This is a genomic window from Bradyrhizobium sp. 21, assembly GCF_023073335.1.
Classification (GTDB): Bacteria; Pseudomonadota; Alphaproteobacteria; order Rhizobiales; family Xanthobacteraceae; genus Bradyrhizobium.
In genome coordinates, this window is the sequence record NZ_JADPJG010000015.1 from 326,879 (window position 1) to 339,157 (window position 12,279).

A 12,279-nucleotide genomic window follows, 5' to 3' on the forward strand; every position below is an offset into this window, starting at 1 on the left:
CATCAGGAACACACCGCCCTCGCGCCCCCTTCCATTTCCGCCCTCCGACCCCAGATAAGCGACATGGTTTCCCAATCTCCTGACATGAAAACCGGGCCTGAAGGCCCGGTTCGCGCACCATCAGCGGTTCCGATCGACGACGCCGTGCTGCCCTACGAGGTCGACGCGCTCGACGTGCGCGGCCGCCTGGTGCGGCTTGGTCCGGCGCTCGACGAGATCCTGACCAAGCACGATTATCCTGCTGCCGTCGGCAAGCTGCTCGGCGAGGCCATCGTGCTGACCACGCTGCTCGGCTCGGCGCTGAAGTTCGAGGGCCGCTTCATCCTCCAGGCCCAGACCGACGGTCCGGTGTCGTTCCTGGTCGTCGATTACGTGGCGCCGGATCGCCTGCGTGCCTATGCACGTTTCGACGCCGCGCGCCTCGGCGACACCAAGGATTCCGGCGCGCTGCTGGGCCACGGTCATCTCGCCATGACCATCGACCAGGGCCCGGACATGAGCCGCTACCAGGGCCTGGTCGCGCTCGACGGCGGCAGCCTGGAAGACGCCGCTCACGAATATTTCCTGCGCTCCGAGCAGATTCCGACGCGCGTGCGCCTCGCGGTCGGCGAGGAGTGGCGCTCGAACGACGGCGGCAAGCATCGCTGGCGTGCCGGCGGCATGCTGATGCAGTTCCTGCCGAAGGCCCCGGAGCGGGCTCGGCAGGCCGATCTGCATCCCGGCGATGCGCCCGAAGGCGTCGAGGTGCACAGCGTTGCTGAAGACGATGCCTGGGTCGAGGCACGCGCGCTGATCGACACCGTCGAAGACGTCGAGTTGATCGATCCCGAGCTCTCCGGCGAACGGCTGCTCTACCGTCTCTTCCACGAGCGCGGCGTGCGCGTGTTCAATCCACAGGTCCTCAAGGCGCAATGCTCCTGCTCGCGCGATGCGGTCGCCTCCATGCTGAAGAGTTTTTCGCCCGACGACCGCGCCGCCATGGTCAAGGACGACAAGGTCGTCGTGACCTGCGAGTTCTGTAGCTCGGTGTACGATTTCACGCCGGACGAGGCGGGCGTGGAGAACGCTTGACGCGCCATCCTGGTCATTGCGAGCGAAGCGAAGCAATCCCGTCTGCCGTCGCGGGAAGATTCTGGATTGCTTCGCTGCGCTCGCAATGACGATGTGGATGGAGTGTGCGCGGCATCTCGCCGTCGTGCCCCGGACGCAGCGCAGCGCTTCTTCAGCGGTGCGCTGCAGAGCCGGGGGGCCATCTCACCGCGCTACACCCGTGTTGCCTTCTGGGTCCCGGCTCTGCGCCGCAACGCCAAAAGCGTTGCAGCGCGTCCGGGACACGAGAATGAGTGACGCCCCGGAAACGCCGCCCGCCCCCTAGTTCAACACCCGCTTGTTGTCCGGGCTGTCCAGCGAGAACGTCGGCACGTCGATCTCGAAGCGTTCGCCGCCTGCGCTGACCATCTGGTAGCGGCCGGTCATGAAGCCCGAGGCGGTCGTGAGCGGCACGCCGGAGGTGTATTCGAAACGTTCGCCGGGGGCGAGCGTCGGCTGCTCGCCGACGACGCCCTCGCCCTTCACCTCCTGCTGCCGGCCGGTGGCGTCGGTGATGATCCAGTGCCGCGTCTTGAGCTGCACGGTCTCGTCGCCGGAATTGGTGATGACGATGGTGTAGGACCAGAAGTAGCGGGAACGGTCGGCCGACGACTGTTCCGGAACAAAGTTCGGCTCGACGGTCACTTCGATGTGGCGGGTCACGGCGCGGTACATGGTTGCCATCATACCGAAATTCCCCCGGGAACCAAACGCCGGAGGCGCCTTTGGCGACATCGTCCCGCCAGAATTCGAAGGGAAGTACACCCGCATGTGATCCGGCCGCTTTGCGAGACGACGACCGGATCGGTACACTCCTTGACACGTCGCGATTTGCGGAAGGGTTTTTAGGCCCCGATGACCATTGCCGACCAAGTGACTGGCTCGACGATCGCGGGAACCGCGGGCGCCAAAGCCGTGGAGGCCAAATCCGCGGGGGTCAAGCCGCGCGCCGCCGCGCCGGCCATTTCGCTGCCGGCCATCGGCGAGCGCGAGCTCCGGCTCGACCTGTTCCGCGGCCTGGCGCTGTGGCTGATCTTCATCGACCATTTGCCGCCGAGTCTCCTGACCTGGTTCACGATCCGCAATTACGGCTTCAGCGACGCCACCGAGATCTTCATCTTCATCTCCGGCTATACCGCCGCCTTCGTCTACGGCCGGGCCATGCTGGAGTCCGGCATCGTCATCGCCACCGCGCGCATCATGCGCCGCGTCTGGCAGATCTACGTCGCCCACGTCTTCCTGTTCACGATCTTCCTCGCCGAAATCTCCTATGTCGCGACCAGCTTCGAGAACCCGCTCTACACCGAAGAGATGGGCATCATGGATTTCCTCAAGCAGCCCGACGTCACCATCGTGCAGGCGCTGCTGCTGCGCTTCCGTCCCGTCAACATGGACGTGCTGCCGCTCTACATCGTGCTGATGCTGGCGCTGCCCTTGATCCTGTGGTCGATGAAATGGAAGCCCGATCTCACGCTCGGCCTCTCGGTCGCGCTCTACGCGGTGACCTGGGAATACGACCTCTACTTCTCCGCCTATCCGAACGGCTTCTGGGCCTTCAACCCGCTGGCCTGGCAATTGCTTTTCGTCTTCGGGGCCTGGTGCGCGCTCGGAGGTGCGCGGCGCATGTCACGTATTCTGGCGTCACCGGTGACGATGTGGATCTCGATCGCCTATATCGTCGCGGCGTTCTACGTGACGCTGACCTGGTACGTGCCGCAGCTCTCCCATTTGATGCCGAAGCGGCTGGAACAGTGGATGTATCCGATCGACAAGACCGATCTCGACGTGCTGCGCTTCACGCATTTCCTGGCGCTGGCCGCGCTCACTGTGCGCTTCCTGCCGCGGGACTGGCCGGGCCTTAAATCGCCCTGGCTGCGGCCGCTCATCCTGTGCGGCTCGCATTCCCTGGAAATCTTCTGCCTCGGCGTCTTCCTCGCCTTCGCCGGTCATTTCATCCTGGCCGAGGTCTCCGGCGGCGCAGTCATGCATGCGGTGATTAGTCTCTCCGGAATCCTGATCATGTGGGGCGTGGCCTGGGTGATTTCGTGGTATAAGCGCGTAGCTGACAAGAGCGGTGCGAAAACCAAAATCGCCGTCAGCAACGCCGATATGGCGGGAGGGGGCTGATGAAGGCGAAGGTTCTCCTGAGCCTGATCCTGCTATGCGGTAGCCTCGCCGCGCCGCCGGCGCGCGCGGGCGATGCTGCGCCTGCTGCTCCCGCAGCCTGCGAATTGCCATCCTATCTGCTCACCAGCGAAAGCCAGCTTCCCAAGGTCGCCGATGCCGTCAAGGCCGGCAAGCCGCTCGAAATTCTGGTCATCGGCAGCCGTTCGACCACGATTCCAGCCTCCGAGGACGCCTCCTATCCGGCGCGCATGCAGGCCATTCTGAAGGACAAGCTGCCGCCGTCCGAGACCGTGCACGTCTCCGTAGAAATACAGAGCAAGAAGACGGCCGAGGAGGCGGCCGCCAGCTTCGTTAAGCTGATGGAAGCAAAAGCACCTACTTTGGTTATCTGGCAGACCGGGACCGTGGATGCTATCCGAGCCATCGATCCCGACGATTTTCGTGGCGCGGTGACCGAAGGGGTTACCGTGCTGCAAAAGGCAGGGGCGGACGTCGTCTTGATGAACTTGCAGTACAGCCCGCGTACCGAAACCATGATCTCGGTGCCGCCATACCTCGACAATATGCGGGTGGTGGCGCAGGAGCATGATATCCCGCTGTTCGATCGCTTCGCGATCATGCGGCAGTGGAATGATCAGGGCCAGTTCGACCTGTTCAGCCCGTCGCGCGGGCCTGAGCTGGCGAAACAGGTCCATGACTGCCTTGGCCGGGCGTTGGCACAGTTCGTGATTGACGCAGCCCATCTGGAGCCGGCCCAGCAGCAAAATTGAGGTCTAGCGTTAATGAGTTCTTTCCGCCCTTTTTGCCTGACGGCATGGCTGGCTGCGTCCGCGGCAGCTTTGCTGCTGTCGCTGGTTCCGGCTTCGCCGTCGCGCGCGCAGGCGCAGGCCGCGCCGGCAACGCCCGCCCCGCAGCAGTCGGCTAATCCCGCTTCCGCTTTGCCCTCGCAGACCACCGTGGCGGCGACGTCCCCCGACCAGCGCGGCATTACCGCGCGCGCCATCGACAAGGTGAAGCAGGTCGCGAAATCCGCCGGCGACGTCTTCAACCGTGTCCCCTGCCTGTCGCCGAAGGGCGGCTCGAAGGCGATGGGCACGCTCCCGCATGTTGCGGGCAAGCTCGTCGCCGGCAAGCCCGTCGTCATCGTCGCGTTCGGCTCATCGTCGACCGCGGGATTCGGCGCGAGCTCGCCGGAGTTCAATTATCCGAACCGGCTGGCCGCCCAGCTTCATCGGCAATATCCGACCGCCGACATCACGGTCGTCAACGCCGGCGTCGGCGGCGAGGATGCGCCCGAGATGATGAAGCGGCTCCAGAAGGAGGTGATCGACGTGCATCCGGATCTGGTGATCTGGCAGGTCGGCACCAACGCCGTGCTGCGCAATCTCGATCCCGGCGACACCGCGAAGATGGTCGAGGATGGCATCAGCCGCATCCAGGCGGCCGGCGATGCCGACATCGTGCTGGTCGATCCGCAATATTCGCCGGCCGTCAACCAGCGCGCCGAGAGCGCCGGCAAGATGGTGAAGCTGCTCGGCAAGGTCGCCGAGCTCCGCCACGTCGGCATCTTCCCGCGCTTCGAGGTGATGCGGGACTGGCACGAGAAGCAGGCGATTCCGGTCGAGAGCTTCGTCATCGCCGACGGCCTGCACATGAACGATTGGGGCTACGCCTGCTTCGCCCAGCTCCTCGGCGACGACATCATCCGCTCCGTCGGCCAAATCAAGCTCGGGGTCAACGTGCCGGGGGATGTGCGGACCTACCGGCCGATGTAGGCGAGGTGCTGTAGGGTGGGTTAGGCGAAGCCGTAACCCACCATGCTTCAGCGAATGTGGAACGAAGTTGGTGGATTACGCCTTCGGCTAATCCACCCTACTTGCCTCATGCCTTCTCCAGCGCCGCGGTCAGATCCTCGATCAGATCGTCCGCGTGCTCGAGCCCCGCCGAGAAGCGGATGAAGCCCTCGCTGATGCCGAGTGCGGCGCGATCCTCGGGCTTGAGGCGCTGATGCGTCGTGGTCGCCGGATGCGTGACGAGGCTCTTGGCGTCGCCGAGATTGTTCGAGATCTTCGCCAGCTTGAGCTCGTTGAGCACGCGGAACGCCCCCTGCTTGCCGCCCTTGACCTCGAAGCCGACCAGCGTCGAGCCGCCGCGCATCTGCTTCTTCACCAGGGCTGCCTGCGGATGATCGGCGCGGCCGGGGAAAACCAGCCGCGAAATCTTCGGATGGCTCGCCAGCACGTCCGCGATGCGCGCCGCGGTTTCGGTCTGCGCGCGCACGCGCACGGCCAGCGTCTCCAGGCCCTTGAGCAGGACCCAGGCGTTGAACGGCGAGATCGACGGGCCGGTCTGGCGCATGAAATTGTGGATGTGCTCGGCGATGAAGGCTTCCGAGGACAGGATGATGCCGCCGAGACAGCGGCCCTGGCCGTCGATGTGCTTGGTCGCGGAATAGACCACGACGTCGGCGCCGAGCGCGAGCGGGCTCTGCCAGATCGGCGTCGCGAACACGTTGTCGACGACGAGCCGCGCGCCGCCGCTGTGCGCGATCTCGGCAATGCCGGGAATGTCGAGCACGTCGAGGGTCGGATTGGTCGGGCTCTCCAGGAAGAACGTCTTGGTGTTCGGCTTGAGCGCGCGCTGCCACTGGTCGAGATCGAGGCCGTCGACCAGCGTCGTCTCGATGCCGTAGCGCGGCAACAAATCCTGGATGACGTAGAGGCACGAGCCGAACAGCGCGCGCGAGGCCACCACGTGATCGCCGGCTTTCAGCGGCGCCAGGATCGCGGTCGTCACCGCGGCCATGCCGGTCGCGGCCGATCGCGCGGCTTCGGCGCCTTCGAGCTCGATCATGCGGCGCTCGAACATCGCAATGGTCGGGTTGGAGTAGCGCGAATAGATGAAGCCGGGGTCCTCGCCCTTGAACCGCGCCTCGCACTCCTCAGCGCTGTTGTAGACGTAGCCCTGGGTCAGGAACAGCGCCTCCGACGTCTCGCCATATTGCGAGCGCAGGGTGCCGGAATGGACCAGACGGGTTTCGGGACGGTAGTGCGCGGTTGGCGTCGGGGACTTCGACATAGGACCTCCTCTGCGTGACCATCGAAAATGGTCACAAAAAACCGGCCTGGAATATTTCCACAGGCCGGGATCACAGAGGTCCCCGGCCTGTTTAGCGACTTATTTAACGTGGCTGCAAGCCGGCCGGCTCAAATCACCACGGGATAAGTCATGCTCATATTCCGCAATGCCCTTTCCGTCAAGACGTCCATCGGATAGCCGTAAAACGCTGATATTTCCCGCATGTCGGGCTGCATTCGCCCCCTGATGAGGACCCTCGGTTGACGTTCACGGTCGCCGCCGACGCCAATGGTATCCTGCCCGACCGCATGATCGCGGCGATGGCGGAGGGCGGTCTCATCCTGCCCGCTTACGATTTCGTCGAAAGCCAGATCCAGCCGGCGAGCCTAGATCTGCGCCTCGGCGACATCGCCTATCGCGTCCGCGCCAGCTTCCTGCCCGGCCCCGGCGCCACCGTCGCCGAGCGCATCGACGAGTTGAAGCTGCACGAGTTCAGCCTCGCCGACGGCGCGGTGCTGGAGACCAACTGCGTCTACATCGTGCCGCTGCTCGAAAGCCTCGCACTGCCGCCGGAGATCGTCGCGGCCGCCAACCCGAAAAGCTCGACCGGCCGGCTCGACGTCTTTACCCGCGTGATCGCCGACGGCACCCGCCGCTTCGACATGATCGGTGCCGGCTATCACGGTCCGCTCTATGCCGAGATCAGCCCGAAGACGTTTCCTGTGTTGGTCAGCGAGGGCTCGCGCTTGTCGCAAGTGCGCTTCCGCACCGGTGACGCCATCCTGAACATCGACGAGCTCGAGGCGCTGCACGCGACCGAGCGTCTCGTCGACCTCGACGATGCCGATCTCACCGGCGGTGTCGCCGTCTCCGTCGATCTCTCCGGCGAAAAGAGCGGCGGCTTCGTCGGCTACCGCGCCAAGCGCCACACCGGCGTCATCGACGTCGATCGCCGCGCCGGCTACGCGGTGGACGATTTCTGGGAGCCGATCCCCGCGCGTCCCGACGGCAATCTGATCCTCGATCCCGGCGAGTTCTATATCCTGGCGTCGAAAGAGGCGGTGCAGGTGCCCCCCGATTACGCCGCGGAGATGGTGCCGTTCGATCCGCTGGTCGGCGAATTCCGCGTGCATTATGCCGGATTCTTCGATCCCGGCTTCGGCTATGCCGGTGCGGGCGGGCTGGGATCGCGCGCCGTCCTCGAAGTGCGTTCGCGCGAAGTGCCCTTCATCCTCGAGCATGGCCAGATCGTCGGCCGCCTCGTCTACGAGAAGATGCTGGCCCGCCCCGACGCGATGTACGGCCAGCGCATCGGCTCCAACTACCAGGCGCAGGGGCTGAAGCTGAGCAAGCATTTCCGGGTGTAGGGATAGCCTCACCCTCCGCTGTCATGCCCCGGCTTGACCGGGGCATCCAGTACGCCGCAGCCTATCGGCTCGAAAACATCCGCCTCTGGAATACTGGATCGCCCGATCAAGTCGGGCGATGACACCGAATCTGTGTCAGGATGAGAAGTGAAATTCGGGCTATGTCCGAGGTGGCGAGATGATTGCTCAATCCCAACTCGACGCAAAAATCCTCGACGACGTCGCGGACGCGCTGATCTATTCGGATCGCTCCGGCACGATCATGCGCTGGAATCGCGCATCGTCCGCACTGTTCGGCTTCTCCGCGGACGAAGCGCTGGGCCAGAATCTCGACCTGATCATTCCCGAACATCTGCGCGCCGCGCACTGGAAGGGTTTTGAGGCCGCGCTTGCCAGCGGCGCGATGAAGCTTGCGGGCAAGCCGACATTGACCCGCGCGCTGCACAGGGATGGACGCAAGCTCTACATCGAGATGACCTTTGCGTTGGTGCGGGATGCCGCTGAAGTGGTGCAGGGATCGGTGGCGATGGCCCGCGACGTCACCGAGCGCGTCGAACGCGAGCGCGCCGCCAAAGCTGCGCAAAATTAAGCCCGCGCAAGATTCGTGATGCGGAATTGGCGAGCCGGCGTGCAGGGCGCCCTGCGTGCGGCTCAGCTTGTCCGTCGCCGGCTGCGGTGACACACTCGATCAAAACAACGATTGGGAGCGAACATGACCGCCGTACCAGACACAGCGCTGCAGGAAGCCCAATGGCAACGCTGGCGCGCGGTCGCCGATCTCTATCACGCCTACTTCACCGGCCTGATCCTCACCGTGGTCACGCGTCGCGGCACGGCGGATGCTGCGGAGTTCGTCTATCGCGTGTTCCGCCGCCAGCAGCAGGAGCGCTTCCTGCCGGGGCTGCAAAAGCTCGGGCTGAGCCATCTGCCGCCGGCCGTCGCCGCCGCGCAATATCACTACCTGTCCAACTGGATCGGCGGCGTGCATGTCGAATACATGTACGAGAGCGACACCAAAGCCTGGATCCGCTATCCGCCGCCGCGCTGGATCTGGAAGGGCACCGCGATCTGCGGGGTGCCGGGCGAGGTCTCGCGCGCGATGCTGCGCGGCTGGCACGCCAACAACGGCGTCGCGCTCGGCGATCTCAGGTTGGGCTTCGTCTGCACCAAGCAGAGCGTCGACGGTCAGGACGGGCTCGAAGGTTATTACCATCAATACGACCATCCGCTCGAGCTCGACCAGCGGCTGGTGTTTGCACGCCATCTCGAAGCGCCGCTGTTCGATGCAAAGACAGCACCAGCGCTTCCCGTCGCGAGCTGGCCAAAACCGCGGCTCGAAAAGGCCTATCGCAACTATGCGATGGAGTATGTCCGCACTGCCGCGCCCGTGATGGTGCAGCTGTTCGGCCCGGAGGATGCCGGCTATCTCCTGCACCTCACCGGCAAGCTAATCGGCATGCAATATTTCGATGAGGTCGCTGCCGCGCTGTCGGTAGGCCGCGGCGGTGCGAGCGAATTCGCGACGTTCCTCAATGCGCTGTTCGCTGCGCAGGACGATGCGGCCGAGATCACGCAATCCGAAGGCGGCTTCGAAATCCGCCAGCAAAGCTGGAAGCTGATGGACGACGTTGCCGATTATCACCGCGCCTGCACCAAGGTGCTGGAGGGACTGTTGGAAGGGCTCGCTGCCGGATGCGGGCGACACATCGGCGTGCATCTGGGCTCGACAGTGGGCGGCCATCGCCCGTTGGTCTGGACGGTCGGGTAATTCCACCCATTGAAATGCGCCGCCGCAGGGCACGCCTGCATCCGGCGCAGGAGGAATCGCAGCGTCTCGTGCTAACAAGTCTCTCGTTGCGCCCTGCGCGCGAACAAATTATTGGCACACCTACTCATTGCTGCGCCGCAAACGGCGCCTTGCATCCCGGAGAGGACATGTCCGACATCGCCGAAATCCCGGTCGATGAACAAGAGCGTCCGCTGCCGCCGCCCCCACGAAGCGTAAAGAGCGCGCTGCTGGACGGGCCGATCCTGCGTACGCTGCTCGGCCTTGCCTGGCCCAACGTCATGGCGCTGTCGGCCGGCACCTGCGTGGTGATCGCGGAGACCTCCTATATCGGCCGGCTGGGCGTCGAGGCGCTGGCCGCGATGGCGCTGGTGTTTCCGACAGTGATCCTGACCATGACGATGTCGGGCGGCGCGATGGGCGGCGCGGTGGCCTCCGCCATCGCGCGCGCGCTCGGCGCCGGCGATCGCGAGCGCGCCGGCACGCTCGCCGTGCATGCGATGCTGATCGGCATCAGCTTCGGCGTCGTCTTCATGCTGGGCATGCTGATCTTCGGGCCGCGCGTTCTGGAAATGCTCGGCGGCCGCGGTGATGTGCTGACGCATGCGGTCGCCTACACCCAAGTGTTTTTCGGCGGCGCCGTGCTGCCCTGGCTGCTCAACACCATGGCGGGCGTGCTGCGCGGCACCGGCAACATGAAGCTGCCATCGTTCCTGATCCTCAACTCCGCGGCCTGGCAGGTCGTGCTCGGCGGCACCCTGGGCCTCGGACTCGGACCGGTGCCGCAGCTCGGCATGCGCGGCGTCGCGGCCGGCGCGTTGATCGCTTATTCCATGAACATCTGCATCATGGGCTGGTACCTGTTCTCGGGCCGCGCCCGCGTCGTGCCGAAACTGCGTGGCCTGCGCATTCAATGGGCGATGTTTTTCGACATCCTGAAAGTGGGCGCCATCGCCTGCTTCTCGCCGCTGCAATCGGTGCTGACGATCTCGATCTTCACCCACATGCTGGCGAAGTTCGGCACTGCGATCCTCGCCGGCTACGGCATCGGCGCCCGGCTGGAGTTCCTGCTGACCTCGATCGCGTTCTCGTTCGGCATCGCCTGTGTGCCGATGGTCGGGATGGCGATCGGCGCGGGCCGCATTGCGCGCGCCCGGCGCATCGCCTGGATTGCCAGTGCTGCCGCTTTCGTGGCGGTCGGCGCGCCGGCGTGCCTCGTTGCGACCTTCCCGGATCTCTGGGTCAATATTTTCACCGACAGCGTGGCCGTGCGTGCGGCGAGCCATCAATATCTCTCGACGGTGGCGCCGTTCTACGCCTTCATCGGCCTTGCGACGACGATGTATTTCTCATCGCAAGGGGCGGCAAAGGTCATCGGCCCGGTGCTGGCGCAGACCGTGCGGCTGATCTACATCGCGGCGGTCGGCTGGTGGCTGTCGACGCATGAGGCCACCGCGCAAAACTTCTTCTGGCTGGCCGCCAGCTCGATGGTCGTGCTCGGCCTGCTCTCGTGCTCCAGCGTGCTGTTGACACGCTGGGCACCGCGTGAGGCGAAAGCGGCGATCAGGCCTGCTCTGTCGGCCGCGGCCGACTAGCGGTGCCTGTGGCGGCGATGGCCGCCAGCACCGACATTGGCAAGCCGCATCAGTTGCGGAATCATCGCCATCATGTCGCCGCCGCCGGCGCCGCCGAGCATGCCCATGATATCGCCGCCGCCCATGCCGCCCATGCCCGTCGGCATGGTGCCGCCTCCAGCCATCGGCGCGTAGCCGCCGTAATTGGGCGCACCGAAACCGCCGCCGAGATTGCCGCCGCCGAGGCCGCCAATTCCGCCGCCGCCCATCATGCCACCAAGACCACCACCGCCATTCTCCATCATGCGGCTCATCATCGGGCCCATGGTCTGCATCATCATGCCGAAGCGGCGCTTGCCCATCTTGGCCTTCATCATCTCCAGCATCGGCGCCATCTGGGTCATCATGTCCTCGCCGCCGGCACCTCCGCCGCCGAGGAACTGCGCCTTTGCCGGCGTGCTCGAAATCGAAAACATCAGCAGCACGACGGCCGCCTGGCAGATCACCTTGTCCGCACCTCTCATGGCCTGCTCCTCGCGTGCGTGGCGCCGCCGGGAGAGCGGAGCCAACCGGGCGCACGCCGCCATGGTTACGGCTGGTGAGGGCAGGGCTCTGTGAGAAAGATCACGCAGCCACGAGCATGATCCGGACCCGAAGGACCGCGTCAGCGCAAACTGTGCAGCGGTTATCCGGAAAGATCATGTCCAAATAAAAAGTTACGTTCGCGCCGGAAACGCCTTGTGCATGGCGATCACGGCGTCCTTGGTCTGTCCTTGCACGTAAGCCGCAAGCTCATTCGGCAGCATGTCGATGATCCAGACCAGGCGGCATCGCGTCTCGCTCTCGGCGATCACCTGCACGGAGGCGCTGTAATGTTTCAGCCGCTCGTTGTCGATGGCATAGACCAGCCGTCGCCGCGCATCGTCGCAATCGACCAGCACCTCGCGCGCCACCGAACCGTTGGCGAAGTTGACGATGCGCGCATCGCCGTCGAGCTGACATGCGGTGACGAAGCCCGGCGCCAGCCGCTGATGCAGCGCGCCGAAATCACGCACCGCGTCCCAGACGTCCTGCGCTGAGGCGGCGAGGGGAATGTCATTGTGGATGGAGGCCATGGTTGAATCCTGGTTGAGTCCATTGATGGAGAGAAGCGAGCGATAGCACCGCCATCTCAGTTGTCATCGCCCGACTTGATCGGGCGATCCAGTATTCCAGTGGCCGCTGTGATTGAAGCGAGAAGCTGCGGCGTACTGGATGG

General features: G+C 64.8%; 12 protein-coding genes and 1 riboswitch. Of the genes, 8 read left to right on the forward strand and 4 right to left on the reverse strand.

Annotated features, from left to right (window positions below):
• Positions 1-63 precede the first annotated feature (63 nt).
• The gene (locus tag IVB31_RS17570; RefSeq protein ID WP_247324505.1) at positions 64-1,071 is read left to right on the forward strand and encodes an Hsp33 family molecular chaperone; all 1,008 of its coding nucleotides are present in this window, start codon (positions 64-66) and stop codon (positions 1,069-1,071) included.
• Between the two features lie 300 nt (positions 1,072-1,371).
• Here the strand turns inward: IVB31_RS17570 and apaG are convergent, their stop codons facing one another.
• Positions 1,372-1,764, reverse strand: coding sequence for a Co2+/Mg2+ efflux protein ApaG (gene apaG / locus IVB31_RS17575; RefSeq protein ID WP_247324810.1), 393 nt, complete (start codon positions 1,762-1,764; stop codon positions 1,372-1,374).
• A 180-nt stretch (positions 1,765-1,944) separates the two neighbouring features.
• On the opposite strand from apaG, the gene IVB31_RS17580 reads away from it, so the two are divergent.
• From IVB31_RS17580 to IVB31_RS17590, 3 genes are read left to right on the forward strand one after another with little or no spacing between them, the layout of a single operon-like run.
• Entirely contained in the window at positions 1,945-3,216 is a 1,272-nt protein-coding gene (locus IVB31_RS17580) for an OpgC domain-containing protein (RefSeq protein WP_247324507.1), read from the forward strand.
• Positions 3,216-3,986 (forward strand): SGNH/GDSL hydrolase family protein, encoded by a 771-nt coding sequence (locus IVB31_RS17585; RefSeq protein WP_247324509.1) that lies wholly within the window; start codon positions 3,216-3,218, stop codon positions 3,984-3,986. Before IVB31_RS17580 ends, IVB31_RS17585 begins: the two co-directional genes overlap by 1 nt.
• Before the next feature lie 12 nt (positions 3,987-3,998).
• Positions 3,999-4,991, forward strand: a complete 993-nt coding sequence (locus tag IVB31_RS17590; protein ID WP_247324511.1) for an SGNH/GDSL hydrolase family protein — start codon at positions 3,999-4,001, stop codon at positions 4,989-4,991.
• Positions 4,992-5,097: 106 nt separating this feature from the next.
• Here IVB31_RS17590 and IVB31_RS17595 read toward each other — a convergent pair whose 3' ends face one another.
• The gene (locus IVB31_RS17595) at positions 5,098-6,294 is read right to left on the reverse strand and encodes an O-succinylhomoserine sulfhydrylase (RefSeq protein WP_247324513.1); all 1,197 of its coding nucleotides are present in this window, start codon (positions 6,292-6,294) and stop codon (positions 5,098-5,100) included.
• A gap of 70 nt (positions 6,295-6,364) precedes the next feature.
• Positions 6,365-6,444, reverse strand: a riboswitch (SAM riboswitch).
• 110 nt (positions 6,445-6,554) lie between these two features.
• Here IVB31_RS17595 and IVB31_RS17600 point away from each other — a divergent pair.
• From IVB31_RS17600 to IVB31_RS17615, 4 genes are all read left to right on the forward strand, one after another.
• Positions 6,555-7,661: a 2'-deoxycytidine 5'-triphosphate deaminase gene (locus IVB31_RS17600; RefSeq protein WP_247324520.1), complete on the forward strand. Its 1,107-nt coding sequence runs from the start codon at positions 6,555-6,557 to the stop codon at positions 7,659-7,661.
• Positions 7,662-7,839: 178 nt separating this feature from the next.
• Entirely contained in the window at positions 7,840-8,250 is a 411-nt protein-coding gene (locus IVB31_RS17605) for a PAS domain S-box protein (protein ID WP_247324521.1), read from the forward strand.
• A 123-nt stretch (positions 8,251-8,373) separates the two neighbouring features.
• The gene (locus IVB31_RS17610) at positions 8,374-9,429 is read left to right on the forward strand and encodes a hypothetical protein (RefSeq protein WP_247324527.1); all 1,056 of its coding nucleotides are present in this window, start codon (positions 8,374-8,376) and stop codon (positions 9,427-9,429) included.
• A gap of 167 nt (positions 9,430-9,596) precedes the next feature.
• Positions 9,597-11,042, forward strand: a complete 1,446-nt coding sequence (locus IVB31_RS17615; protein ID WP_247324529.1) for an MATE family efflux transporter — start codon at positions 9,597-9,599, stop codon at positions 11,040-11,042.
• On the opposite strand, the gene IVB31_RS17620 is transcribed toward IVB31_RS17615, so the two are convergent.
• Entirely contained in the window at positions 11,039-11,545 is a 507-nt protein-coding gene (locus IVB31_RS17620; protein WP_247324531.1) for a hypothetical protein, read from the reverse strand. The genes IVB31_RS17615 and IVB31_RS17620 overlap by 4 nt on opposite strands.
• Before the next feature lie 192 nt (positions 11,546-11,737).
• Positions 11,738-12,136 (reverse strand): SRPBCC family protein, encoded by a 399-nt coding sequence (locus IVB31_RS17625; RefSeq protein ID WP_247324532.1) that lies wholly within the window; start codon positions 12,134-12,136, stop codon positions 11,738-11,740.
• Positions 12,137-12,279: the final 143 nt, after the last annotated feature.